This is a genomic window from Ruegeria sp. CDSA141 (genome assembly GCF_059612005.1).
On record NZ_JBXWPT010000026.1, the window covers coordinates 11084 to 36115 of the forward strand.

The 25032-nt window shown below is 57.4% G+C and carries 21 protein-coding genes; 11 read left to right on the forward strand and 10 right to left on the reverse strand.

Annotation, left to right across the window (positions count from 1 at the left end; all coding sequences use genetic code 11):
- Positions 1–22: 22 nt before the first annotated feature.
- The 7 genes from AC2FLP_RS20680 (at position 23) to AC2FLP_RS20710 (ending at position 10770) form a co-directional block, all read left to right on the forward strand.
- Entirely contained in the window at positions 23–460 is a 438-nt protein-coding gene (locus AC2FLP_RS20680; RefSeq protein WP_117871148.1) for a GFA family protein, read from the forward strand.
- Positions 457–4989, forward strand: a complete 4533-nt coding sequence (gltB, locus tag AC2FLP_RS20685) for a glutamate synthase large subunit (RefSeq protein WP_496686089.1) — start codon at positions 457–459, stop codon at positions 4987–4989. The genes AC2FLP_RS20680 and gltB overlap by 4 nt, the downstream gene beginning before the upstream one ends.
- A 180-nt stretch (positions 4990–5169) precedes the next feature.
- Positions 5170–6084: a Hint domain-containing protein gene (locus AC2FLP_RS20690; RefSeq protein WP_496686087.1), complete on the forward strand. Its 915-nt coding sequence runs from the start codon at positions 5170–5172 to the stop codon at positions 6082–6084.
- A 39-nt stretch (positions 6085–6123) separates the two neighbouring features.
- A complete protein-coding gene (mtgA, locus tag AC2FLP_RS20695; protein ID WP_117871142.1) occupies positions 6124–6858 on the forward strand; it encodes a monofunctional biosynthetic peptidoglycan transglycosylase in 735 nt (244 codons plus the stop codon).
- A gap of 58 nt (positions 6859–6916) precedes the next feature.
- The gene (gene fzlA, locus AC2FLP_RS20700; protein ID WP_117872914.1) at positions 6917–7582 is read left to right on the forward strand and encodes an FtsZ-binding protein FzlA; all 666 of its coding nucleotides are present in this window, start codon (positions 6917–6919) and stop codon (positions 7580–7582) included.
- 74 nt (positions 7583–7656) lie between these two features.
- Positions 7657–8694 carry a tRNA epoxyqueuosine(34) reductase QueG gene (gene queG / locus AC2FLP_RS20705; protein ID WP_496686085.1) on the forward strand — a complete coding sequence of 346 codons (1038 nt, stop codon included), beginning with the start codon at positions 7657–7659 and terminating at the stop codon, positions 8692–8694.
- 72 nt (positions 8695–8766) lie between these two features.
- On the forward strand, positions 8767–10770 hold the full coding sequence (locus tag AC2FLP_RS20710) for a hydantoinase/oxoprolinase N-terminal domain-containing protein (RefSeq protein WP_496686082.1): 2004 nt from the start codon (positions 8767–8769) through the stop codon (positions 10768–10770).
- A gap of 39 nt (positions 10771–10809) precedes the next feature.
- Here the strand turns inward: AC2FLP_RS20710 and msrA are convergent, their stop codons facing one another.
- Positions 10810–11322: a peptide-methionine (S)-S-oxide reductase MsrA gene (msrA, locus tag AC2FLP_RS20715; protein ID WP_496686079.1), complete on the reverse strand. Its 513-nt coding sequence runs from the start codon at positions 11320–11322 to the stop codon at positions 10810–10812.
- Positions 11322–11768 carry a peptide-methionine (R)-S-oxide reductase MsrB gene (gene msrB, locus AC2FLP_RS20720; protein ID WP_299901936.1) on the reverse strand — a complete coding sequence of 149 codons (447 nt, stop codon included), beginning with the start codon at positions 11766–11768 and terminating at the stop codon, positions 11322–11324. The genes msrA and msrB overlap by 1 nt, the downstream gene beginning before the upstream one ends.
- A gap of 145 nt (positions 11769–11913) precedes the next feature.
- Here msrB and AC2FLP_RS20725 point away from each other — a divergent pair, with 145 nt between their 5' ends.
- Entirely contained in the window at positions 11914–12435 is a 522-nt protein-coding gene (locus AC2FLP_RS20725; RefSeq protein WP_496686076.1) for a glutathione peroxidase, read from the forward strand.
- Here the strand turns inward: AC2FLP_RS20725 and AC2FLP_RS20730 are convergent.
- Positions 12411–13298 carry a DMT family transporter gene (locus tag AC2FLP_RS20730; protein WP_117871132.1) on the reverse strand — a complete coding sequence of 296 codons (888 nt, stop codon included), beginning with the start codon at positions 13296–13298 and terminating at the stop codon, positions 12411–12413. The two genes, AC2FLP_RS20725 and AC2FLP_RS20730, sit on opposite strands and share 25 nt — an antisense overlap.
- 182 nt (positions 13299–13480) lie before the next feature.
- Between AC2FLP_RS20730 and AC2FLP_RS20735 the strand changes: the two genes are divergently transcribed.
- Positions 13481–14677 (forward strand): BCCT family transporter, encoded by a 1197-nt coding sequence (locus AC2FLP_RS20735; protein ID WP_117872912.1) that lies wholly within the window; start codon positions 13481–13483, stop codon positions 14675–14677.
- Positions 14678–14875: 198 nt separating this feature from the next.
- Here AC2FLP_RS20735 and AC2FLP_RS20740 read toward each other — a convergent pair whose 3' ends face one another.
- The 5 genes from AC2FLP_RS20740 to AC2FLP_RS20760 form a co-directional block, all read right to left on the reverse strand.
- Positions 14876–15370 (reverse strand): CHAP domain-containing protein, encoded by a 495-nt coding sequence (locus tag AC2FLP_RS20740; protein ID WP_299901973.1) that lies wholly within the window; start codon positions 15368–15370, stop codon positions 14876–14878.
- A 341-nt stretch (positions 15371–15711) separates the two neighbouring features.
- Entirely contained in the window at positions 15712–15999 is a 288-nt protein-coding gene (locus AC2FLP_RS20745) for an HU family DNA-binding protein (protein WP_117871130.1), read from the reverse strand.
- Between the two features lie 130 nt (positions 16000–16129).
- Positions 16130–17593: an AMP nucleosidase gene (locus AC2FLP_RS20750; protein ID WP_299901945.1), complete on the reverse strand. Its 1464-nt coding sequence runs from the start codon at positions 17591–17593 to the stop codon at positions 16130–16132.
- Complete coding sequence (ade, locus tag AC2FLP_RS20755; RefSeq protein WP_299901948.1) at positions 17590–19392, reverse strand: adenine deaminase; 1803 nt, start codon at positions 19390–19392, stop codon at positions 17590–17592. The genes AC2FLP_RS20750 and ade overlap by 4 nt, the downstream gene beginning before the upstream one ends.
- Positions 19393–19570: 178 nt before the next feature.
- Positions 19571–20440: a LysR family transcriptional regulator gene (locus tag AC2FLP_RS20760; RefSeq protein WP_299901950.1), complete on the reverse strand. Its 870-nt coding sequence runs from the start codon at positions 20438–20440 to the stop codon at positions 19571–19573.
- A 112-nt stretch (positions 20441–20552) separates the two neighbouring features.
- On the opposite strand from AC2FLP_RS20760, the gene AC2FLP_RS20765 reads away from it, so the two are divergent.
- Complete coding sequence (locus tag AC2FLP_RS20765) at positions 20553–21308, forward strand: class II aldolase and adducin N-terminal domain-containing protein (RefSeq protein WP_299901953.1); 756 nt, start codon at positions 20553–20555, stop codon at positions 21306–21308.
- Positions 21309–21366: 58 nt separating this feature from the next.
- Here the strand turns inward: AC2FLP_RS20765 and AC2FLP_RS20770 are convergent, their stop codons facing one another.
- On the reverse strand, positions 21367–21999 hold the full coding sequence (locus AC2FLP_RS20770; protein ID WP_496686069.1) for a class I SAM-dependent DNA methyltransferase: 633 nt from the start codon (positions 21997–21999) through the stop codon (positions 21367–21369).
- A gap of 88 nt (positions 22000–22087) precedes the next feature.
- Between AC2FLP_RS20770 and AC2FLP_RS20775 the strand changes: the two genes are divergently transcribed.
- A complete protein-coding gene (locus AC2FLP_RS20775; protein ID WP_299901959.1) occupies positions 22088–22933 on the forward strand; it encodes an SDR family oxidoreductase in 846 nt (281 codons plus the stop codon).
- A gap of 5 nt (positions 22934–22938) precedes the next feature.
- Here AC2FLP_RS20775 and AC2FLP_RS20780 read toward each other — a convergent pair whose 3' ends face one another.
- Positions 22939–24558, reverse strand: coding sequence for a GMC family oxidoreductase (locus AC2FLP_RS20780; RefSeq protein ID WP_496686065.1), 1620 nt, complete (start codon positions 24556–24558; stop codon positions 22939–22941).
- Positions 24559–25032: the final 474 nt, after the last annotated feature.

Consider the following 25032-nt stretch of genomic DNA (forward strand, 5'->3'; position numbering starts at 1 on the left):
CCAGCGATCAGGAGGGTCGGAAATGCCCGAATTGCAAGGCCAATGCATGTGTGGCGCAGTCACGGTGACTGCAAATCCGGCGCGGGATGCGCTTGGGGCATGCCATTGCGATCAGTGCCGCCGCTGGACCAGCTCCATGCTGGTGACGTTTCAGGCCGAAGAAGGGTACGCCGCGCTTGGCCCGGTCAAAACCTTTACCTCGTCCGACTGGGCAGAGCGTGCGTTTTGCGCCGAATGTGGTTCGGCGCTTTGGTACCGTATTACCCTTCCGGGCGAGATGCACGGCCAGACACAAATGGCGGCAGGTCTGTTTGATAACGCCGCAGGCAACCCGCTGAAACTTGAACTTTACATCGACAAAAAGCCCGAGGGTTATGCATTCGCAGGCGAACGCCGGCAGATGACCAAAGCCGAGGTCGAAGCCATGTATGCCCCCTCTGACGAAGGAGACAGCCAATGACCAAATATGATGCCGATTGGGTGCGGGCCGAAGAAGCCAAGCGCAACTGGATGGCCAAAAATGGTCTCTATTCCGACGAAGAAGAGCATTCTTCCTGTGGCGTGGGTCTTGTTGTGTCCGTGGATGGGAAAGCCTCACGCAAGGTTGTGGACGCCGGTATCGACGCGTTAAAGGCGATCTGGCATCGCGGCGCAGTTGATGCCGACGGTAAAACCGGCGATGGCGCGGGTATCCACGTGCAGATTCCGGTGCCCTTCTTCTATGACCAGATCCGACGCACAGGCCACGAGCCCAAGTTGGATGAACTGATCGCGGTTGGTCAGGTTTTTCTGCCCCGCACCGATTTTGGCGCGCAGGAGCAGTGCCGGACCATCGTGGAAACCGAAGTTCTGCGCATGGGGTATTACATCTATGGCTGGCGTCATGTGCCGGTCGATGTCACCTGCCTGGGTGAAAAGGCCAACGCCACACGGCCCGAGATCGAGCAGATCCTGATCTCGAATTCCAAAGGCGTGGATGAAGAGACCTTCGAGCGCGAGCTTTATGTCATTCGTCGTCGTATTGAAAAGGCGGCTGCAGCGGCTGGTATTTCCGGGCTGTATCTGGCGTCGCTGTCCTGTCGTTCGATCATCTACAAGGGTATGATGCTGGCCGAACAGGTTGCCGTCTTCTATCCAGATCTGATGGACGAACGCTTTGAATCCGCGTTTGCAATCTATCACCAGCGCTATTCAACCAACACCTTCCCGCAATGGTGGTTGGCCCAGCCTTTCCGCATGTTGGCTCATAATGGTGAGATCAACACGCTCAGGGGCAACATCAACTGGATGAAGAGTCATGAAATCCGCATGGCCAGTGGCACCTTTGGTGACTATGCCGAGGATATCAAGCCAATCATCGCCGGAGGATCGTCGGATTCGGCTGCATTAGACTCGGTTTTTGAGGTTCTGGTGCGCGCGGGCCGCTCGGCCCCGATGGCGAAAACCATGCTGGTTCCGGAAAGCTGGTCCAAGCAGGCGGTTGAGTTGCCGCAGGCGTGGCGCGATATGTATTCCTATTGCAACTCGGTGATGGAGCCCTGGGATGGCCCGGCTGCGCTGGCCATGACCGATGGCCGCTGGGTCTGTGCCGGTCTGGACCGGAACGGTCTGCGTCCGATGCGTTACGTTGTGACTGGCGATGGTCTGGTCATTGCGGGTTCCGAAGCAGGCATGGTGCCGATTGACGAGGCCACAGTGACCGAAAAAGGCGCGCTTGGCCCCGGTCAGATGCTGGCTGTCGACATGAAAAAGGGCAAGCTCTATCGTGACACCCAGATCAAGAACAAGCTGGCTCGCGCACTGCCCTTTGGCGAGTGGGTCGGCAAGATCAACGATCTGGACGAAGCGTTGGCAGGTGTGACCGAAAAGCCGATATTCTCGGGCGAAGAACTGCGCAAGCGTCAGATCGCGGCAGGCTACTCGGTCGAGGAACTGGAGCAGATTCTCGCGCCCATGGCTGAAGATGGCAAAGAGGCGCTGGCATCCATGGGTGATGACACGCCATCGGCGGTTTTGTCCAAGCAATACCGCCCGCTCAGCCATTTCTTCCGCCAAAACTTCAGCCAGGTCACGAACCCGCCGATCGACAGCCTGCGTGAATACCGTGTGATGTCGCTGAAAACGCGGTTTGCCAACCTCAAGAACGTTCTGGATGAAGACAGCAGCCAAACCGAGATCGTAGTTTTGGAAAGCCCCTTTGTCGGCAACGCGCAATGGGACAAGCTGGTCGAGAACTTTGATGCTCCTCTGGCTGAGATTGATTGTAGTTTTGAACCCGGTCGAGGCGCTTTGAGCAACGCTTTGGCCCGTGTTAGAGCCGAAGCGGAAGAAGCAGTGCGGTCTGGTGGAGGGCATCTTGTGTTGACCGACATGCGCTCGAGCGAAGGTCGGGTCGCGATGCCGATGATCTTGGCGACAAGCGCCGTGCACTCGCATCTGACCCGTCAGGGATTGCGTACTTTCTGTTCATTGAACGTGCGGTCGGCGGAATGTGTGGATCCGCATTACTTCGCCGTACTCATCGGTTGCGGTGCGACTATTGTGAACGCTTATCTGGCAGAGGATTCACTGGCAGATCGCATTGACCGCGGGCTGCTGGATGGCACGCTGACAGAAAACGTTGCGCGCTATCGCGAGGCCATCGACCAGGGCCTGCTGAAAATCATGGCCAAGATGGGAATTTCGGTGATCTCGTCTTATCGCGGTGGACTTAACTTCGAGGCGGTGGGCCTGAGCCGCGCCATGGTGGCCGAGTATTTCCCGGGCATGACCAGCCGGATTTCCGGCATCGGCGTCACCGGCATTCAGGCCAAGGCCGAAGAAATCCATACCAAAGGCTGGAACAGTGGTCTGGACGTGCTGCCCATCGGTGGGTTTTACAAGGCCCGCGCGACGGGCGAGACCCACGCCTGGCAAGCGACCTCGATGCACATGCTGCAGATGGCCTGCAACAAGGCGTCCTATGAGCTGTGGAAGCAGTATTCGGCCAAGATGCAATCAAACCCGCCGATCCATCTGCGCGACCTGATGGACTTCAAACCGTTGGGCAAGCCGGTACCGATTGAAGAGGTCGAATCGATTACCTCGATCCGCAAGCGGTTCGTCACGCCGGGCATGTCGCTGGGCGCGCTGTCGCCCGAGGCGCACAAGACGCTGAACGTGGCGATGAACCGGATCGGCGCAAAATCTGACTCGGGTGAAGGTGGGGAAGATCCCGCACACTTCGTGCCTGAACCCAATGGCGACAACCCATCGGCCAAGATCAAGCAGGTGGCCTCGGGTCGGTTCGGCGTGACCGCCGAGTACCTCAACCAATGCGAAGAGCTGGAAATCAAAGTGGCTCAGGGCGCCAAACCCGGCGAGGGCGGCCAGCTGCCCGGCATGAAAGTCACCGACCTGATCGCGCGTCTGCGGCATTCGACCAAGGGCGTGACGCTGATTTCGCCGCCGCCGCATCACGACATTTACTCGATCGAGGATCTGGCGCAGCTGATCTATGACCTCAAGCAGATCAACCCGCGCGCCAAGGTGACGGTGAAGCTGGTGGCGTCGTCAGGCGTCGGCACGATCGCTGCCGGCGTGGCCAAGGCCAAGGCCGACATCATCCTGATCTCGGGCCACAATGGCGGCACCGGGGCATCGCCCGCGACCAGCATCAAATATGCCGGTCTGCCGTGGGAGATGGGCCTGACCGAGGCGCATCAGGTTCTGGCGATGAACAACCTGCGCGACCGGGTGACCCTGCGGACCGATGGCGGTTTGCGTACCGGTCGAGACATCGTCATGGCCGCGATGATGGGGGCCGAGGAATACGGTATCGGCACCGCCGCCCTGATCGCCATGGGCTGCATCATGGTGCGCCAGTGTCAGTCGAACACCTGCCCGGTTGGGGTCTGCACGCAAGACGAATCCTTGCGCGCGAAGTTCACCGGCAATGCGGACAAGGTCGTCAACCTGATCACCTTCTACGCTCAGGAAGTGCGTGAGCTGCTGGCCAGCCTTGGCGCGCGTTCCGTGGATGAAATCATCGGTCGGGCCGATCTGCTGGCGCAGGTCAGCAGGGGTTCGGCACATTTGGACGATCTGGACCTCAACCCTTTGCTGATCACAGTCGATGGTGCCCATAATATCGTGTACAATCGTGACAGGGACCGGAATGCTGTGCCTGATACGCTGGACGCCGAGATCGTGCGCGATGCGGCCCGATTCCTGAAGGACGGCGAGAAAATGCAGCTGTCCTATGCGGTGCAGAACACGCACCGGACCGTTGGGACCCGCGTTTCCAGCCACATTGTGCAGAATTTTGGCATGCGGAACACGTTCCAGGATGACCACCTGCACGTGAAACTGCAGGGCTCGGCCGGTCAGTCTCTGGGTGCCTTTGCGGCTCCGGGCCTGAAGCTGGAAGTGTCGGGAGATGCCAACGATTATGTTGGCAAGGGTCTGTCTGGCGGTACGATCGTCGTGCGCCCGCCGCAGGTCAGTCCGCTGAAGGCGGATGCAAACACGATCATCGGCAACACGGTGCTGTACGGCGCAACTGATGGCCATCTGTTCGCAGCTGGCCGCGCGGGCGAGCGGTTTGCTGTGCGCAACTCGGGCGCCAAAGTCGTGGTCGAAGGGTGCGGATCGAACGGGTGTGAGTACATGACCGGCGGTGTGGCCGTGATCCTGGGTGATATCGGTGCCAATTTCGGTGCCGGCATGACCGGTGGCATGGCTTATCTTTATGATCCCGAAGGCAAAGCCGAAGCGTTGATGAACAAGGAAACGCTTGTGACCTGTCCGGTTGCCGTCGACCATTGGGTGGAGCAATTGAAATCCATGATCATGCGCCACGCCGAGGAGACCAACAGCCGGAAGGCCGCAGATATCCTACAGCATTGGGACGTGGAAAAAGGTAACTTCCTGCAGGTTTGCCCCAAAGAGATGCTGAACAAGCTGAGCCACCCGCTGAGCGAAGAAGCTGCGGCAGTTCCGGCGGAGTAAGCCGGAATCCCATCACTAACAGGCCTCGCGTGCCATTTGCACCACGCGGGGCCTTTGTTGTCTGCGCGGTTTCGACAGGATTCTTGCCCGCTCTCCCGAATTTCGCCATGCTTTTTTCACCTTGTAGTGATAGCCATGACCTGTTTCGGTTTCAAATGGTGACAGAGTAGGGGCGACAGGATGCCAACGACATATCGCGATCAGTTTTTCACCTTTGATCCCGCAAGCCCGCCACCAGGAGGAACAGCTGTCACTGTCAGCAGTTTCAACCTGACTGATGCGAATGATGACAATCTTATTGACGTGCCCAGTGGCGATACGGTCAATGGACAAGACGTAACAAATTCCTGGCCGGGGGATACTGTTACGATCAACGTGTCAGGCGTTGGGAACGTGACCTATACAGGAATCACTTTTTACCTGGCCGATGGATCGCGGGTTTTCACCCCTACAGACAATCAGGTGCTTCAGCCTGGAACGCTGGTTTCGACCACTTTTGTCAACACGCAAGGTCCTCTGAATGTCGGAAATCTGGGTCCACCTTGTTTTACGGCCGGGACCATGATCGCCACGCCGGAAGGTAAGCGGGCGGTTGAGGATTTGAAGGCTGGTGATCTGGTCCTTACGGTGGATCACGGACCTCAACCATTGATCTGGGTCGGGGCTACAACCGTCGCAGCCGAAGGCAAACTGGCCCCAATCCGGTTCGAAGCCGGTGTTTTCGGTCTGGATCGCCCCTTGCTGGTTTCACCGCAGCATCGGATGCTGGTCGAAGACTGGCAGGCGTCTTATTTGTTCGGTCTTTCCGAAGCGCTGGTTCCGGCACATACACTGGTCAACGATGACACGGTGACACGCATTGAAGGCGGTGAGGTCGAATACTTCCACCTCTTGTTCAAGCAGCATGAGATCGTCATCGCCAACGGAGCGAAAAGCGAAAGCTATTATCCCGGGCACGCGCTGTCAGCCTCGGATCGCGAGACTCAAAGCGAGGTGCTGCACTTGTTTCCCGAGTTGGCAGGTCTTGATCCAATGTCGCTGAAAACCGCTCGCCCGATCATTCATCCGCGTGAGGCGCGTGCTTTCGCGATTTAGGCCGTTTCAAACCGGAACCCTGCGTCGTATAGCTGAGGCATGGCTAAGAAAGCAGCCCGCAAATCTGGCGGGAAAAAAAGTAAGGCATCCAGAAAGAAAGTACCGGTGGCGCGGCAGGTTCGCCGCTGGGTAGCGCGCGTGGCCATGGCAGTTGTGTGTCTCGTGGTTGCTCTGGTCCTGATTTATTCGGTCGTGAACCCGCCCGTGACGCATACCATCTGGTCGGAATGGCGCCGGCTGGGAAAGGTTGAACGCGAATGGGTGCCGATCGAGGACATGGCTCCGATCATGGCAAGATCAGTTGTGGCGGCTGAGGATGCAAATTTCTGTCTGCATTGGGGCTTTGACGTTGAAGCCATTCGCGATGCACTTGAGGATGGCGGAAGTCGCGGTGCGTCGACCATCACGCAACAGGTTGTGAAGAATGTGTTCCTCTGGCAGGGCCGCAGTTGGGTGCGCAAGGCTTTGGAAACCTCGATCACGCCGGTGGTTGAAATATTCTGGAGCAAGCAGCGTATTCTTGAAGTGTATCTGAATGTGGCCGAAACCGGGAACGGCGTGTTTGGGGTCGAAGCTGCTGCGCAACGCTATTTCAACACCAGCGCGTCAAAGCTGACCTCGGTTCAGGCAGCACGGATTGCTGCAATCCTGCCGTCACCACGCAACAGGTCTGTCACGGATCCAACTGCCAGAACCCGCAGAAGAGCGGCTTCAATTCTCGATGGGGCGGCCACCATCCGCGCAGATGGTCGCGCAGATTGTTTCGAGGATTGAAACCCGCTATCTGCCAAGGGTAAATCTGTCGGGTATTCACTGGTTCGATTGGAAGTCCATGGCGCGTCTGTTTCACGTTCCCCTCTCTCCGTATTGTCGCAAGGTCCGTCTGTCGCTGGCGGAGAAGAAGATCGAGGTTGAGCTGGTAGAAGAGCGATACTGGGAGCAGGATCCTGATTTCCTGCGCCGCAATCCGGCGGGAAAAGTACCCGTGTTGCGTCTGGACGGGCACATCATGTCGGAAAGCGCGGCGATCTGCGAATACATCGAAGAAACCCGCCCTGAGCCAGCTTTAATGCCGAAAAACCCCGAAGCCAGATTTGAAGTGCGACGCCTTGTCGGGTGGTTCGACGACAAGTTTCACCACGAGGTGACATCGAAACTGTTGTATGAGCGGGTGAACAAAAAGGTGACGGGACAGGGGTATCCGGACAGCAAGCATATCAAACAGGGCGCCAGGGCGATCAAATACCATCTGGATTACATGGCATGGCTGCTGGATCATCGCCGCTGGCTTGCGGGGGATCAGATGACACTGGCTGATTTCGCGGCCGCGGCGCATCTGTCTTCGCTGGACTACATCTCGGACGTGGACTGGAATCGCAGCCAGGTGGTCAAGGACTGGTACGCAAAGATCAAGTCTCGTCCTGCGTTTCGGTCAATTCTGGCGGATCAGGTGCCTGGGTTCCGACCGCCGCCCCATTACGCTGATCTGGATTTCTGATAGGGTGCGCAAGGGGGGCTGTCTGCCCCCCATCGCGCCGTGGGCGCGATTCCCCCCGAGGATATTTTGGCCAGATGAAGAGCGGATCGGATCTTAAGGAAAAGCTGGTGCAACAAGCCTTGGCAGAGGGGTTTGTTGCCTGTCGTGTGTGCCGGCCATGGGATGTTCCACTGGTGCCGAAACGCTTGCGGGCATATTTGGATGCCGGTTACCACGGGCAAATGGGATGGATGGCCGAGCGCACACAATGGCGTGGCGATCCTGCCGCCCTTTGGCCCGAGGCGCAGTCAGTTGTCATGTTGGCCGAAAGCTATACGCCGGAACATGACCCGACAGAGATCCTGAATCACCCGGATCGCGGTGCAATTTCGGTCTATGCGCAGAACAAGGACTATCATGATCTGGTCAAGAAGCGGCTGAAACGGTTGGCGCGATGGCTGATTGCCGAAGCCGGGGGGGAAGTAAAAGTGTTTGTCGATACCGCACCGGTTCCCGAGAAAGCTTTGGGGCACGCAGCCGGATTGGGGTGGCAGGGCAAACATACCAATCTTGTAAGCCGCGAATGGGGAAATTGGGCTTTTATAGGGTCTGTTTTCTCCACACTGGACCTGCCGGCGGACAAATCAGAGATAGACCACTGCGGGTCGTGCCGCACCTGTCTGGACAGTTGCCCGACCGATGCGTTTCCGGCGCCGTATCAGTTGGATGCACGGCGGTGCATTTCATACCTGACAATTGAACACAAAGGTCCGGTGGACCAAGAGCTGCGCAATAAGTTGGGCAATCGGATTTACGGCTGCGACGATTGCTTGGCCGCCTGTCCCTGGAACAAATTTGCCGTCGCCGCGAGCGATATGCGCTATGCCGCCCGGGACGATCTGAAAGCGCCCGGCTTGCAAGAACTGGCGGCGCTTGACGACGCAGCCTTCCGTGCGCAGTTTTCTGGCTCACCGATCAAGCGCATCGGGCGGGACCGGTTCGTGCGCAACGTTCTGTATGCCATAGGAAACTCGGGACAGCCGAAATTGAAAACAGTGGCCCAGAATCTGGTCGAAGACCCCGACGAGACGGTGGCCGACGCGGCGCGCTGGGCGGTGGAACAACTGTCATAATTGCCGCAAACAGGCTGGACGTGTCGTGCATAACCGCTACACCCATCCCCAGCGAACAGTGAGGAGAACCCGATGACGTTGTCTTTGGGGGTAGATACGGGCGGGACCTATACCGACGCGGTGTTGATCAGAGATGAGCAAGAGGTCATTGCCTCGGCCAAGTCTCTGACCACCCGGGCGGATCTGGCGATTGGTGTGGGCAGGGCGATCTCGTCTGTACTGGCAGAGGCGCAGGTCACGCCGGATCAGATCTCGATGGCGTCATTATCGACGACGCTGGCCACGAATGCTCTGGTCGAGGGGCAGGGCGGTCGTGTCGCGTTGATCTATATCGGGTTCAAGGACAGCGATCTTGAAAAACACGGGCTGAAAGAGGCGCTGAAGGGTGATCCGGTCCTGGTGATTGCGGGTGGGCATACCCATTCCGGGGGGCAGGCTGCGGCCTTGGATATCGCAGCGCTTGAGGCCTTTTTAGACTCTCATAAGGGGGTTTCTGGCTTTGCGGTTGCTGCTCAGTTCGCCACCCGCAACCCGGCGCATGAGTTGGAAGCGGCGAGCATAATCTCGGAAAGAACCGGGGCGCCGGTGACCTGTTCGCATCATTTGTCCGCCAAGCTCAATGGTCCGAAACGCGCCGTGACGGCTGTTCTGAATGCGCGGCTGATCGGGATGATCGACCGCCTGATCGGGCGTGCACAGGATCAGCTGCGTGCTTTGGGAATTTCTGCGCCGATGATGGTGGTGCGCGGCGATGGTGCATTAATGAGCGCGGAACAGGCGCGGGAACGGCCGATAGAGACAATCCTCAGCGGTCCGGCGGCTTCTATTGTCGGGGCGCGATGGCTTACCGCAGCGGACAATGCGCTGGTCTCGGATATCGGGGGAACCACGACCGATGTTGCACTTATCCGGGATGGAAAGCCCGCGATTGATCCGGCCGGGGCGCAGGTGGGTGGGTTTCGCACCATGGTTGAAGCCGTGGCGATGCGTACCCATGGTCTGGGCGGTGACAGCCAGGTGCATGTTGTGGCCGAAGGGCTACGGGGCGGTGTGTTCCTCGGCCCGCGTCGGGTGTTGCCCGTATCGCTGATCGCATCAGAAGCACCAGACGTTGTGAATTCTGTGCTGGATGAACAATTGCGGGCCACGACCGTGGGCGAGCATGATACACGCTTTGCCCGCCGCGTGACCGGCATCGACACCGACGGAGTCGGTGCACGGGAAGAGATCTTGTTGGAGAGGCTGGGCGATCAGGTTCTGCCCTTAAGTGCGCTACTTCGGTCCCGGATGGAGAACGGAGCGCTGACGCGGCTGGTGGATCGCGGGATCGTTCAGGTCTCGGGCGTGACACCGTCGGATGCCAGCCATTTGCTGGGGCGGGTCAGCGCCTGGGACGTCGAGGCGGCCCGTAAGGCACTGCAGCTTATGGCACGTAAACGGGTTGGGTCAGGGGATATGCTTGCACACTCGCCCGAGGCCCTTGCGCAGATGATTGTCGATCAATTGACCAAACAGACCAGTCTGGCTTTGTTAGAGACTGCTTTTGATGAAGAACAAGATGGATTTGGTGTGCTGCCGCATGATTTGGCGCGTCATGTTCTGACACAGCGTGGGTTGGCACAACACCGTGGGTTGCTGTCGCTGAGCGCTGCTTTGAATGTGGATGTGGTGGGCCTTGGGGCGTCGGCCCCCAGTTACTACCCTGCCGTGGGTGAGCGGTTGCATTGCCGGATGATCCTGCCGGAACATGCAGGCGTGGCAAATGCGATTGGTGCTGTCGTGGGGCGGCTGACCTTGCGCCGCTCGGGCACGGTCACATCCCCGGCGGAAGGGCGGTATCGCGTGCATCTGCAGGATGGTCCGCAGGATTTTACCGCGTCAGAGGACGCGTTGGCCTTGTTGGAAAAGGTTTTGATGTCCGAAGCGGAGGGCGCAGTGCGAGAAGCCGGCGCAGAAGACATTCGCGTGATCGTGGATCGTGACATCAAAACTGCACGGGTCGAGGCAAAGGATGTCTTTGTCGAAGCCATGATCACGGTCGAGGCAAGCGGACGTCCGCGGGTGGCCGCAGACTAGCCCCCCTGAAAGATTCAGAGGGGCCGGGCAGGTGGTGCTTTATTCTGCTGCGCTTGCGCGCTTGGGCAGAACCCAATCCTGTCGTGGGAAGTGGCAGGTATAGCCGTTCGGGATCCGCTCCAGATAATCCTGATGCTCTGGCTCGGCTTCCCAGAAGTCTCCGACAGGCTCGACTTCGGTCACTACTTTTCCGGGCCACAAGCCGCTGGCATTCACGTCGGCGATAGTGTCCAAGGCCGCCTGTTTCTGCGTGTCATCCACGTAGTAGATCGCAGATCGATAGCTCATGCCGATATCGTTGCCCTGACGGTTGACCGTAGTCGGGTCATGGATCTGGTAGAAGAACTCCAGCAGGTCGCGATAGCTGATCTGAGACGGATCGAACCAGATCTCGATCCCCTCGGCGTGTGTGCCATGGTTGCGATAGGTTGCGTTGGGCACGTCGCCCCCAGTGTAACCGACACGGGTACGCGACACGCCCGGCAGTTTGCGGATCAGATCCTGCATACCCCAGAAGCAGCCCCCGGCCAGTACAGCGCGTTGTTGGGTCATCAGATATCCTCCACTTGATTCACGTATTCGCCATAACCTTCGGCTTCCATCTCGTCCCGATGAATGAACCTTAGCGAGGCGGAGTTTATGCAGTAACGTAGCCCGCCATGTTCACGCGGACCATCCGGGAAGACATGCCCCAGATGGCTGTCGCCGTGTTTCGAACGAACCTCGGTCCGGATCATGCCATGCGTGGCATCGCGGAACTCTTCGACGTGTTCGTGGACGATCGGCTTGGTGAAACTGGGCCAACCGCACCCGGATTCGTATTTATGGGTCGAGGCAAACAGCGGTTCACCTGATACGATATCCACATAGATACCCGGTTCTTTGTTGTTCAGGTATTTCCCGGTGCCCGGACGTTCTGTACCACTGCGTTGAGTGACGTGAAACTCTTCGGGCGAAAGCGCAGCAATGGCCGTGGGGTCTTTGGTATAGCGAGTCATGGATCCTCCGGCTGATTTATTGTTTGCGCCATTATCTGGGGGCTGCGGAGTGGAAAGCAAAGCGATATTTCAAACCGCTCTCGCAGTTGTGCAAGTGATCTGAACAACAAAGACATGCGTATCAATCTAAAAGGGAGGGCAAGACATGATGAGATTGCTGCTTTTGACTGCCCTGATCTTACTGGGCCGCGCCGTTCAGGCGGCGCCTCTGAACGGTGAGTTCGACTCGATCGACGGAGGCACATTGGCCATCGAAGACTGGCGCGGCCAACCTGTGCTGGTGGTCAACACCGCGTCGCATTGTGGATTCACGGGACAATACGCGGCTCTGCAAAAGGTGCATGAGACCTATTCCGGCAAAGGGCTGGTCGTTCTTGCGGTGCCGTCGGATTCATTCAATCAGGAGCTAGAATCGGCAGATGAGGTTAAACAGTTTTGTGAGATGAACTATGGGCTGACCCTGCCGATGACGGACATCACTCCGGTCAAAGGCGCAGACGCCCATCCGTTCTACAAAGCCGTTGCCGCCCGGACCGGTTTCACGCCAAAATGGAATTTCAACAAGATCCTGATCGATTCTGAAGGAGAAGTGGTTGCGACCTATGGGTCGAACGTTAAACCCGATTCCCGTAAACTGTTGTCTCAGGTCGAAGCCTTGCTGCCCTGAGCGCCCTGTCGTGAAATCTGAACCGCAAGAATGCCAAGGGTCGTGACGGCAACGCCGACCGCGTCCATCCCGCCCAACTTTTCGCCCAGCAGGATCGCTGCGATCGTGACCCCGAATACAGGGTTCAAAAAGTGGAAAGTGGCGGCCCGAATGGCTCCGATCCGATCCAGTAGCAGGAACCAGATCAATGTGGCCAGCAATCCGGGGAAAAGGGTTGTGTAGATGAACGCCAGCGCCAGCGGAAGTGTCGGGTGAATGTAGATGGTCTCAAAGATCGGAGCGGCCAGGAACAGCGCGGCTGAGCCTACCAGCATCTGCAAGCCGACGACCATCATGAAGTTACCGCCAGACGTCGCACCGCGAACCGCAAGCGTGGCAAAAGTCAAAGCAAGCGCCCCCGCACCGCATAGTGCGACCCCGAACATATCGACGCCCGCGCTGATCCGGCTGCTCATGATAAGGGCGACTCCGGCGAAACCGGCGAACAGACCCAATACACCAAGCGGGCGCAGCTTATCCCCGAACATCAGCCAACCTGCCAGTGCCACCAACAAGGGCATAGTGGAAGCGATAATGGCCGCGACCGAAGCCTCGACCGTTTGCATCGCGTAGAAGTTCAGGCCCAAATACAGGGCATTTTGGCAGATTCCGAACAGGATCGTGGCACGCCATTGATTTCGGGTCAGGTTCCAACTTTGCCCCATCGCGCGGGCAATCATGACCCCCAGAACACCGGAGATCAGAAACCGCAGTGCCAGCGAAAACAGAGGTGAGGCATCCGCCACGATGATCCGCGCCGAGGTAAAGGCAGATGACCAGATCAGGGCAAATGTCAGCCCCATGGCTATGGCGCGCAGATCCATGGAGACCCCCTGTCACGTCGCGCGGACTGTCCCTGATTTTGAGATCGGTCGCAAGCAGTGCGCGTCAAAAAAGACACATGCGTGATGCAAGAAAAGTCTTGCACATGTTTATATTGATTGACTGGCCAATTAAAGATATCGGCGGCAGGACCTGACATGTCAAGGGAGGTTTGTCGGTGCTTCTGGAGTACATTCTATCTTTCGGCGTCCTGCTGGCATTGGGCCTGGTCGCTTTCTTCGTCGTGAAATGGTGGAACCTGCGCTGCGTTGGCGTGACACCGGTACATCTGTTCACGTTCATCGCGATCCTGTTCACATCCGGTCTAGATGTCGGCCTGATCATGTTCCCACTGACCGAATTCGGTGGATATGCCGACGACCCTGCTTACGCCTTCGCAAACCCGCTGGCGATCGAGTTCGGATTCTGGGGCTTCCTGATCTGGGCCTTTTATTTTCTGACGGCCTTCTACTTCTGCGTGATCGAACCCCGTGTGAGGTTCTTTGAGATCCCGCTGGTCAAGCTGATCAACAACGCGGTCATCATCGGCACCTGTGCTTTCACAGCCAGCCTTTTCCTGATCTACCTGCCCGGCTATCTGCCCGAGGTCGGAGACGGCGAATCCGTCGTTACTACCTTCTACATCATCGTGTTTGTTGTCATTCTGGCGGCGGCTTATTCTTCGACCGATCTGAAGTATGTTCGTATCCTGTCGGTAGGTTCTACTTTTCTGTTCCTTGCACTGATTCTGGGCATGTGGGCAGCTGCAGGCATGGGCGTGACCGGGTTCGTGGAAACCGGCAGCGATATCGGAGCCTATTTCGCCAACCTGCACAAATTTGTCCTGCCGCTGACCGACTATCACGCATTCTACCTGTTCTGGTGGTTTGCATGGTCGATCATGATCGGCCAGTTTACGTCGCGCTTCGTGGGTGGTCTGACCACGTGGCAGTTGCTTGCCGCGCTGCTGATCTTTCCGTCCATACCGCTGGGAATCTGGTTCACCGTTCTCTACTATTACCATCTGAACGGCATCAGTACCGCAGGCATCACCAACATTGCGATGGTAATCGTGGGTGTGACGTTCGTGATCAACTCGCTGGACTCGCTGATCCGACTGTACACCGACAACCTGAACCTGACCGTGGAACGGTTTGGCAAGGCGATCTATGTGGCTGGCAACGTCGCGCTGTTGTTTGCCCTGACCCTGCTGTTCCAGAGCCAGTGGCTGCAGATTCAATGGATCGGAGCCGTCGTGGTTGGCCTGTATCTGGCCTGCGTCGTTTATATCCTGATCACTAAACGCCAGGAGGTGATGAGTATCGATTCAATGCCTGAAGATCGTGATCTGGACTTCCACAAGGTTGAGACGGTTCACTGACCAACCTATCGAAGCAAATCGAAAAAGGGCGCCTCTGGCGCCCTTTTTTTGATCGTCCAATGTCGCAGTTCTGTACAATATGCGGACTTTTCAACCACTCGGTATCCCGACGCGGACGACCGTTGTCTTCGCTGCACGATTGAAACGAGTGTCGCGCATGGTGCGATCAACTCGTTCGCGAAATGAAATTGAACAAGGTTACTTGCCAGATGTCGGATAGATGAACCCATTTACCGGGTAGGAACTGCCATACCGGCCCGGTTGACTTTCAACCCGGACCACTGTCCAGTCATTGTTTTTCGAGACATCCTTGACGCCCATTTGCAACGACACCTTGTTGCGGTGCCAGTTGGCGTGATTCACAATGACTTCCCGGTCGGAGACTATATCGGATACGACGGCCACATGGCCCAGGGGCATCCCGCGGGTTGCCCGAAACGACATTACCGCTCCAACAACCGGTTCCTTGCCTCGCTCAAACGTTTTTCGGGCTTTCCCCCACCAGTCCTTCGCATTGCCGCGAATTTCTATACCGCTGAGGTCTCGCGCGTAGGGCACGCACCACACTCGCTGCCCTCTTGACCGCTTCTTCGAGACCTCTTGCAGAGCCATCAACTGACGTTCAGGATTGAGATCCTCATCGGTTGTGTTTTGCGCGCAGGCAGAGACAAGTGCAAAGAGGCCCACCGCGATCGCGGATCGGGCGGCGCCGGACACGCGTGGCCAAGTCGATTTCTTTCTACATACGATGGTTTGCAAGACGTTTCATTGCCGGTTCGAAGACTAATGGAGTTTTAAGGCGATCAGGCAAGTTATGGAAAGAGGCCCGTCAACGGCACGGCAAGATTTCGCCGGTTCACATTCCCACGTTCAGGCCGATGCCTGCATGGAAGGCGATTTGTGACGTTAGTGACGCATTCTGAACCGAAACATGGTGTCGGAATCGGGTTCAAACCCGACACGCACAAAACACTGACGCAAAAGAAAAAGAGCCCCCCGAAGGCGGCTCTCTATCGTTGTCCCGAAAGTTGAATTCAGCCGTTCACGCTGTCTTTCAGTGCTTTGGCGATGGTCATCTTCACAACCTTGTCGGCTTCCTTGGTGAAGGTCTCACCAGTGGCCGGGTTGCGGACCTGACGCTCGGGGCGTTCGCGACAGTAGATTTTTCCGACGCCGGGCAGGGTCACTGCGCCACCGGCCGAAACTTCGCGGGTGATCAGGCCGGTGATGGCCTCCAGCGCGGAGTTCGCAGATTTCTTGTCGGTTCCCATTTCCTCAGCGAGAGCAGCAACCAGCTGAGTCTTTGTCATAGGCTTTGCCATTTCTTGGTCTCCTTAACGTGCCCGATCTATAGGGCCTCACCGCGTAACTGTAACGGGATATTGTGGCTAAACACAACGAATAGTAGCGCTGAAAACCCTAAAAATATGGGGAAAACGTTGCTTTTTTGCGTCAGAGAAAGGCTGTTTCGTCGAAGGAGCGCAATTTCCGGCTGTGTAAGCGCTCCAACGGCATGCCGCGCAAGTGCTCCATCGCCTTGATGCCGATGGCCAGATGCCGGCTGACTTGCGTGGTATAGAAGGAAGACGCCATGCCCGGCAACTTCAATTCTCCGTGCAGGGGTTTGTCCGAAACGCACAGCAAAGTGCCGTACGGAACGCGGAACCGATAGCCGTTCGCTGCAATGGTGGCACTTTCCATATCCAGCGCGATTGCCCGGGATTGACTCAGACGCTGGACCGGACCGGACTGATCGCGCAATTCCCAGTTTCGGTTGTCGACCGAGGCCACTGTGCCTGTCCGCATGATCCGCTTCAGCTCGTAACCTTCCAGTTTGGTCACCTCGGCCACGGCGTGTTCCAGCGCCACCTGCACTTCGGCCAGAGGCGGGATCGGCACCCAGACCGGCAGATCGTCGTCCAGAACCTTGTCTTCGCGCAGATAAGCATGGGCCAGAACGAAATCGCCCAATGCCTGTGTGTTGCGCAACCCGGCGCAGTGACCGACCATCAGCCACGCGTGCGGGCGCAGAACTGCAATATGGTCGGTGGCGGTTTTTGCATTGGATGGGCCAACACCGATGTTCACCAACGTAATTCCCGAACCATCTTCGCGCTTCAGGTGGTAGGTTGGCATTTGTGGCAGTTTCAGCGGTTGTTCGATAGGTGCCTTGGGGTCCGTGATCTCGGCATTGCCGGTTGAAACAAAGCTGGTATAGCCGCTGGCAGGATCCGCCAATTGCTCGCGGGCGTAGTTCTCGAATTCCGAAACATAGAACTGGTAGTTCGTGAACAACACGTGGTTTTGAAAGTGACCTGCGTCAGTTGCGGTATAGTGTGCCAGCCTCGCAAGCGAATAATCCACGCGTTGGGCAGTAAAAAGAGACAAGGGACCAACAGCGTCTTCATGGTCATGCACACCATTGACGATGTCATCATTGGTGGTTGTCAGGTCAGGAACGTCAAACACATCGCGCAGGGTGAAGTCAGCCGCCCCCTGATGAGGTACAACCAGATCGGGATTGTTTGCCACGGCAAAATGCACCGGAATCGGCGTGTCCGACGCCGCAATTGTCACAGGCTGGCCATGGTTCTTGATCAACAGTGCGATCTGTTGGGTCAGGTAGGATCTGAACAAATCCGGGCGCGTCACCGTCGTGGCGTGAACGCCGGGTTCGGACACGTGACCAAAGCTCAGGCGGCTGTCGACTTGGGCATAGGTCGAGGTTTTGATGCGAATTTCCGGGTAATAGGCTCTATATCGCGCGGCAGGCGCTCCATTTCCCATGGCTTCCGAGAAACTGTCGCAAAGGAAATCGGTCGCCTGGATGTAAAGTTCTTCCAGCCGTGCAACGGCGGCGGCGGGATCAGTAAACTGCTCTGGCGCGGGTGCTTCGGGGGTCAGGAGTGTTGTCATGCCAATGGTTCCAGAAGATCTATTTTTTCAAATGTGCGCACGTCAACCAGTCCGAGATCCGAGATTCGAAGTTCCGGAATTACGACCAGCGCCAGCAGAGAGTGCTGCATGTACGCGTTGTTCAGATGACAGCCACAGTCCTGCATGGCTTGCACCATCTTATCAGCCTTGGCCGCGACTTCGGCAGCAGGACTGTCGGACATCAGGCCAGCGATGGGCAGTTCGACCAGCGCCAGTTCCCGCCCGTCACGGTACAAGGTGATGCCACCGCCCATTTCGGCCAGGCGGTTTGCGGCCAGCGCCATCTGATCCCGGTCCGTACCGACGACGATCATGTGGTGACTGTCATGCGCCACGGTCGAGGCCATGGCCATTTTTCCCTGATATCCAAAGCCCGAAACGAAAGCGTTGGTGACGCCCCCGGTGGCCCGGTGCCGTTCAACCAAAGCGATCTGACACACCTCGCCTTCGCCTTCGACCAGACCGCCAATGATCGGTAATTCTGCTTTCAGCGCCTTGGTCGGCGCCTGGTTTTCCACCACGCCGATGACGTTGGCCTGAACTCTGTTGGCTCCTTCCGGTGCCTTGATCTCAAAATCGGCCGACGTCAGTTCATGCCCCAGATGAACGGTGTTGCGCGCTTTTTCGGGCCAGTTCAGATGTGGACAATCCACCTTGATGGCACCGTTTTCCGCTACCACCTGCCCGCGGGCCATCACCATCTCAATCGGCAACTCAGTCAGATCTGAACTGAGGATGATGTCCGCTCTTCGCCCCGGAGTGACGGATCCGATTTCGCGCTCCAGCCCGAAATGAGTTGCCGTGTTGATCGTCGCCATCTGCAGCGCAACCAGAGGGTCGCACCCACAAGAAATGGCATGACGTACGACGCGGTTCATATGCCCGTCATTTACCAATGTGCCGGAATGACAGTCATCCGTGCATAGAATGAAGTTGCGCGGATCCAGCCCTTTTTCGGTCACGGCAGTGATCTGGCTTTCCACATCATACCAGGCCGAGCCCAGACGCATCATCGAGCGCATCCCCTGGCGAACCCGGGCAATGGCGTCGGCCTCGCATGTGCCTTCGTGATCATCTGCCGGGCCACCCGCCACGTAAGCTGCAAAATCAGGCCCCAAATCAGGCGAAGCATAGTGCCCTCCGACGGTTTTCCCGGCCCGTTGAGTGGCGGCTATTTCGGCCAGCATCTTGGGATCACCATGGATCACACCTGGGAAATTCATCATCTCACCCAGCCCGATGATACCGGGCCAGTTCATCGCCTCGGTCACGTCTTCGGGCGTGATTTCATAGCCTGTCGTTTCCAACCCGGGTGCGGATGGTGCGCAGGACGGCATCTGAGTGAAGATATTGACCGGTTGAATCATCGCTTCGTCATGCATCATGCGCACGCCGTCTAGACCCAGCACGTTGGCGATCTCATGCGGGTCGGTGAACATGCTGGTCGTGCCATGGGGGACGACCGCACGTGCAAATTCGGCCGGAGTCAGCATGCCGGATTCGATATGCATATGTGCGTCACACAAGCCGGGCAAAATGTAACGCCCTTGCGCGTCGATGATTTCTGTTTCCGGACCGACGCAATGCGAGGCATCCGGTCCGACAAAGGCAATTCGCCCGGCGGCAATCGCCACAGAATGATCCGGCAGCAATTCGCGGCTGTGTACGTTCGCCCAGATTCCGCCCTGAATAACCGTGTCTGCCGCCTCACGTCCGGCTGCAACTGCGATCAATTTAGGGGCGACTTCGGGCCAGCTTGGGAAGGGTATGTATTCCATGGCTCAACTTTCACGAATGCGCCAGCGGGTGCAACCCCGGTTCTTCGTTGTTATGGATTCCTCATGTGTATTGGGTATGCCTTCTGGTCCGGGCGCGCCCGCCGCGCGTCAGCGATGCTCGGCCCAACCTACGAAGATGCCCCGGAGGGGCATTGCCGTTGGGCGGGAGTAATTCCCTTTATGCCGCAGCCCCGATTTCTCGCCGTACCCAATCAGCAAAGGCTACGGCTCCGGGTGTATCCTCGGCCTGAGGGGATAACAGCAGATAGTAGGACTCCGGCATTTGAACGCGGTGCTCAAACGGCGCAACCAGTTGACCGCGCTCGATCAGATGACACGCGATAGTATCATGAGCCAGGCACAGACCGCCGCCAGCCATGACTGCTGACAGGCAAACCAGATAGGTGGTCGCGTAGGTTATTGGCGGGTTTTCCCAATTTAGGCCCTGATCTTCCGCCCAACTTGGCCAGTTGGACAGCAGGTTGGAGCAGTCGAAAAGTGGCTGTTCCTTAAGATTTTCCAGACACACCTGATATCCGGGAGCGCAGACCGGATAGTAGTGTTCGGTGCGCAGAATTTCGGTTCGGACTGTATCCGACGGTCGAAGCGAGAACCGAATCTCGACCGCTGCGCCTTCGGCCATTTCGCGCGACTCCCAAAGCTCGGTGAAGATATTCAGTTGAACATCCGGATGTTCTGTCCGAAATGCCGGCAGGCGCGGGGCCAGCCAATTGACGGCAAAGCTGATGTTGCATTGCACCTGCACCGCGTTTGGCTGCGCACCAGTAACCGCCCGGGTTCCGCGCATAAGCGTCCGGAAGGCCTCTCGCACAACTGGCAGATATGTGATTCCGGCCTCGGTCAGTTCCAATGCTTTGGGTCGACGCAGAAACAGTGGCTGCCCCAGATGCCCTTCCAGAGACTTGATCTGCTGACTGACGGCGCTTTGCGTCATGTTCAGGTCTCGCGCCGCGCCAGTAAACGATAGATGGCGTGCGGCGGCCTCGAAAGTGCGCAACCAGCCCAGCGGAGGAAGCGAGTTCTGCATCTACATAACCTCGGCATAAGTTCAGCTAATGGGATAGTCGTGTTTTTTTCGTTGGTCAAACCGCCGGACCCCATGCAGGTTTGGCCACGACCAGCCGCGAAAGGAGCCAAGCATGAGCCTCACCAGTCTTCGTCCCAATATCGACCATTGGTCCGAGCGCGTGGATATGGCCGCCACCTTCCGCTGGACGGCCCGGCTAAACATGCATGAGGCGGTTGCCAACCATTTCAGCCTGGCGGTGAATGATGACGGCACGCGGTTTCTGATGAACCCCAATCAGGTGCACTTTGCGCGCATTCGTGCCTCGGATCTATTGTTGCTGGATGCCAAAGACCCGCATGTGATGGAACAACCCGGTGCCCCGGACCCGACGGCCTGGGGGCTGCATGGCTCAATCCACCGCCACTGCCCTCATGCGCGTTGCGTCATGCATGTGCATTCGATCTTTGCGACTGTTCTGGCCTCTTTGGCCGACAGTTCATTGCCGCCAATCGATCAGAACACGGCAACCTTTTACGACCGTTACGTGGTAGATGAAGAATTCGGAGGTCTGGCCTTTGAAAGCGAGGGCGAGCGTTGTGCCGGGATGCTGTCTGATCCCAGGAAAAAAGTAATGATCATGGGCAATCACGGTGTTCTGATCATCGGCAGCGACCCTGCCGATGCCTTCAACAGGCTGTACTACTTTGAGCGCGCGGCCGAAACTTACATTCGTGCTTTGCAAACCGGACTGCCCCTGCGCGTCTTGTCGGATGAGATTGCCGAAAAAACAGCGCAAGAGTTGGATGACTATCCCGATCAGGCCGAGGCGCACCTGCGTGAGATCAAAGCAATCCTTGATTCCGAAAGTTCGGACTACGCGACCTGAGGCGAATGCGATGCACATGGTTGAAGCGGGTGGCTTGGTTGCGTCCGGATAACCGGACTCAAACCCGTTCAAACAAAGCGATCAGGGCGGTGTCATCCTTGTTGGGGCCAGCTGCGAGATCTCCGTATATACGGATTTCGGGCAGGGTCAGGTTGCGAATCTGATCCTGTTCCAGTTCGCGGAACGCTTCAGCAAAACCCAGTTCCTTGAAATGGCGCGCATTGATAGAAAGGGCAAACTGCGCCCCGTGGCGAGCCACGCTTAACAGCGCGGGCAGCACCTCGGGGCCCAAATGACCATGTGTGAACGTGCCGGATGAAACTATGCCGGAATAGCTGTGACGCGGAACAGGGATGCCCTGTGTCAGATCAGCCTCGATCGCGTCCCGGTAAATGTCCTTGCGCATCGCCTGATCCAGCATTTCTGCGCTGATATCGGTTGCATCAATGGGTCCGACGCCAAGCGCCGACAACACCGCGCCACACAGGCCGGTTCCCGCTCCGACATCCAGAACGGGCCCCTGACCACCCGCGCCGACAAACGCCCGCGCCGTGTGGGTGTGAAGCTGATAGTCTTCGCGCGCGGCGAAACTGTCATCATAATCTCCCGCCCACTCTGCATAGAGCTGTTTGTTCTCGTCCGGAGAACTCAGCGCGTAGGCCGAATGCAGGTCAGGTGTTTTCTTGCTCATGACCAATAGAAAGGCGCAATCGAAGATTCGATTCAAGTGCGTCCATGCGGCGCTTGCATCCCGGCACGGCGCAGATCATCAAAGGTGCATGACCAAGACGCTCTTTTCATTTGGCCATGGCTATTCTGCTCAGGCCCTGTCCCGAATCCTTGCCCCGAAGGGCTGGAAAACTGTTGGCACGACGCGAGACCGTGAAGGGATGGCTGCAATTCGGGCCTCTGGCGCCGATCCGCTGATCTGGCCGGGTGAGGCGCCGAACCTCGATGGGGTGAGCCATTTGCTGATCTCGACTGCGCCAAATGAAGAAGGCGATCCGGTGTTGGCGGCGCTGGGCGATGAAATCGCCAAGCGGGCCCGTCAATTCAAATGGGTGGGCTATTTGTCGACAACGGCCGTCTATGGCGACCATCAGGGTGGGTGGGTTGACGAAGACACGCCGCCTGCACCGACCGCCAGGCGCGGCAGATGGCGTATGCTGGCCGAGGAGCAATGGTCGGCAATTCCGGGGCTGCCTGTTCATATCTTCCGTTTGGCAGGTATCTATGGACCGGGGCGCGGGCCGTTTTCTAAGCTCAGGCGTGGTGGATTGCGGCGCATTATCAAACCGGGGCAGGTGTTTTCGCGCATTCATGTGGAAGACATCGCGCAGATCTTGAAAGCCTCGATGATGAAGCCGAATCCGGGACGGATCTATAATGTATGTGACGACGAACCTGTCCCGCCGCAGGATGTCATAGGATACGCGGCCGAGTTACAGGGTTTGCCCCTGCCTCCTGCAGTCCGGTTCGACGACGCCGATCTGACGCCGATGGCGCGCAGTTTCTACAACGAAAACAAGCGGGTTCGAAACGACCGGATTAAGGATGAGCTTGGTATTGATCTGATCTATCCCAATTACCGGGTTGGGCTTGAGGCCCTGATGAAGGGCCAATAGTGCATTTACAAGGCAGCCGCCTTGATCATGTCTGCGGCCTTTTCCGCGATCATGATTGTGGGTGCATTTGTATTGCCCGACACTAAGGTCGGCATCACCGAGGCATCAACGACTCGCAGGCCTTCAAGCCCCCGCACACAAAGCTGGGGGTCGACGACCGCCATTTCGTCCACGCCCATTTTGCAGGTGCCTACAGGGTGATAGATCGTGTCGGCGCGGGCGCGAATATGCTCGGCCCAATCAGCGTCGGTTTTGGCAGTATCCGTACCGAATAACTCTTTGTGCCGATAGTTGTCTAATGCAGGAGCCTGCAGGATGTCCCGTGTCATTCGCGCGCCCTTGATCATTGTATCCAGATCGCGTGCATCTGAAAGAAACCCCGGATCAATAGAGGGTACTTCCATTGGGTCGGAGCTGTTCAAACTGACTGTCCCCCGGCTGTCCGGACGCAGTTTGCAGACATGACAGCTATATCCGTACCCGTAGTGCAGTTTGCGGGCATGATCATCGACCATTGCGATAGTGAAATGCAGCTGGATGTCGGGACGCTCCAGGTCAGGGGAGGTTTTCAAAAACGCCGCGCCTTCGGCAAAGGGGGTAGCCGCCATCGAGACGCCCGTCTTGCCCCATCGATGAACATGCTTCAGCATTCGCGCTGCCCCTGCCGGGCCGATCCCAAAATTGTCTGTATCTCTGGTTTTGAAGATCAAAGTGAAATCCAGGTGATCCTGCAAGTTCTTTCCCACGCCGGGCAACTCGTGGCGAACAGTGATTCCGTGCGGTTCAAGATCGCTCATTGCACCAACACCCGAAACCTGAAGCAGTTGCGGCGATTTCAAAGCGCCTGCGCACAGCAGGACTTCGCGCTTCGCCCGAATGGCGATGTCTGCGCCCTTGCCTCTCGCCCGGTATACAACGCCCGACGCGCGCTTGCCCTCAAAGCTCAGCCTACTGGCATGTGCATGCGTGATTACCGTCAGGTTCGGGCGGTCGGAAACTGGAAAAAGATAACCAGCCGCCGCAGAACAACGCTCACCATTCTTTGCCGGGTCGTGAAACTGTGTAACCTGGTACAGGCCGACGCCTTCGTTGTCGCCTCGGTTGAAGTCTTCAGTATAGCGGTGTTGGAGTTGCTGAGCGGCTTGAATGAACGCAAGGGTGATTGGACGAGGTTCTTTTTGCAGAGAAACATGCAACGGCCCCCTGTCGCCATGCACGCTGTCAGCGCCAAGCTCATTGTTCTCGGCCCGTTTGAAATATGGCAATACGCTGTCCCAGTCCCAGCCGTCGCAGCCCAGATCGGCCCAGCCATCGTAGTCCTGCCGCTGACCGCGTACATACAGCATGGCGTTGATTGCGCTTGAGCCGCCCAGTGCCTTGCCGCGTGGTTGATAGCCCTTGCGCCCCTTCAACCCGGGTTGCGGGACCGTTGCAAAAGCCCAGTTGTTGATCCTGGGGCGCGCCCGTAGTGCGGCAACAACGGCGGCAGGCATTCTGACGAAAAGGCTGTTCCCACCGCCACCAGCTTCAAGCAGGCAGACACTTGTGGATGGATCTTCGCTCATGCGATTGGCCAGAACCGAACCTGCCGAACCTCCGCCTACGATGATATAATCGAAATCCATGCTATCTTTCGCACCTCTCGCGACACCATAGCTCTTATGAGCGTTCGGGCAGCGTTACCATCTCTGTTGTGAGAGTGCGTTAATCGCTCGAAAAAACAATTGTGACCCCAAGTCAGTTTCTTGCGTGCTCTGAACGATATTCTTGATAGTCAGGTTTGCGTCGATCGAAGGACCCAAGGGTGTTTTACAAGCCGCTCTTTTCTGCCTGGACTCTCGATTCCCTCTCAGAGGCGAATGTTTCTGGTTCTTCTCGGGAAATCTGCAGAACGAACGTGAGCTGAAGAGATTGATTTGTTAAAGTAAATTGTTGTTTTCATTAACTAACATAAGAAATCGACGAAAAATGTGGGGTTTTTTCAAAATGGGGGTTGCAGGTCCCAGACCTAATCCGTAAATACCCCTTCACCGGCGCTGCTGAGGCGGTGCTGACGGGCTGGAGAGACGGTCGGACGCATCGGAGAGACGGTGGAGACG

Bases quoted from the DNA above. Each gene is read 5' to 3' on its own strand.
- AC2FLP_RS20680 (WP_117871148.1), top strand. From the start codon at position 23: ATGCCCGAATTGCAAGGCCAATGCATGTGTGGCGCAGTCACGGTGACT.
- gltB (WP_496686089.1), top strand. From the start codon at position 457: ATGACCAAATATGATGCCGATTGGGTGCGGGCCGAAGAAGCCAAGCGC.
- AC2FLP_RS20690 (WP_496686087.1), top strand. From the start codon at position 5,170: ATGCCAACGACATATCGCGATCAGTTTTTCACCTTTGATCCCGCAAGC.
- mtgA (WP_117871142.1), top strand. From the start codon at position 6,124: ATGGCTAAGAAAGCAGCCCGCAAATCTGGCGGGAAAAAAAGTAAGGCA.
- fzlA (WP_117872914.1), top strand. From the start codon at position 6,917: ATGGCGCGTCTGTTTCACGTTCCCCTCTCTCCGTATTGTCGCAAGGTC.
- queG (WP_496686085.1), top strand. From the start codon at position 7,657: ATGAAGAGCGGATCGGATCTTAAGGAAAAGCTGGTGCAACAAGCCTTG.
- AC2FLP_RS20710 (WP_496686082.1), top strand. From the start codon at position 8,767: ATGACGTTGTCTTTGGGGGTAGATACGGGCGGGACCTATACCGACGCG.
- msrA (WP_496686079.1), bottom strand. From the start codon at position 11,322: ATGACCCAACAACGCGCTGTACTGGCCGGGGGCTGCTTCTGGGGTATG.
- msrB (WP_299901936.1), bottom strand. From the start codon at position 11,768: ATGACTCGCTATACCAAAGACCCCACGGCCATTGCTGCGCTTTCGCCC.
- AC2FLP_RS20725 (WP_496686076.1), top strand. From the start codon at position 11,914: ATGATGAGATTGCTGCTTTTGACTGCCCTGATCTTACTGGGCCGCGCC.
- AC2FLP_RS20730 (WP_117871132.1), bottom strand. From the start codon at position 13,298: ATGGATCTGCGCGCCATAGCCATGGGGCTGACATTTGCCCTGATCTGG.
- AC2FLP_RS20745 (WP_117871130.1), bottom strand. From the start codon at position 15,999: ATGGCAAAGCCTATGACAAAGACTCAGCTGGTTGCTGCTCTCGCTGAG.
- AC2FLP_RS20750 (WP_299901945.1), bottom strand. From the start codon at position 17,593: ATGACAACACTCCTGACCCCCGAAGCACCCGCGCCAGAGCAGTTTACT.
- ade (WP_299901948.1), bottom strand. From the start codon at position 19,392: ATGGAATACATACCCTTCCCAAGCTGGCCCGAAGTCGCCCCTAAATTG.
- AC2FLP_RS20760 (WP_299901950.1), bottom strand. From the start codon at position 20,440: ATGCAGAACTCGCTTCCTCCGCTGGGCTGGTTGCGCACTTTCGAGGCC.
- AC2FLP_RS20765 (WP_299901953.1), top strand. From the start codon at position 20,553: ATGAGCCTCACCAGTCTTCGTCCCAATATCGACCATTGGTCCGAGCGC.
- AC2FLP_RS20770 (WP_496686069.1), bottom strand. From the start codon at position 21,999: ATGAGCAAGAAAACACCTGACCTGCATTCGGCCTACGCGCTGAGTTCT.
- AC2FLP_RS20775 (WP_299901959.1), top strand. From the start codon at position 22,088: ATGACCAAGACGCTCTTTTCATTTGGCCATGGCTATTCTGCTCAGGCC.
- AC2FLP_RS20780 (WP_496686065.1), bottom strand. From the start codon at position 24,558: ATGGATTTCGATTATATCATCGTAGGCGGAGGTTCGGCAGGTTCGGTT.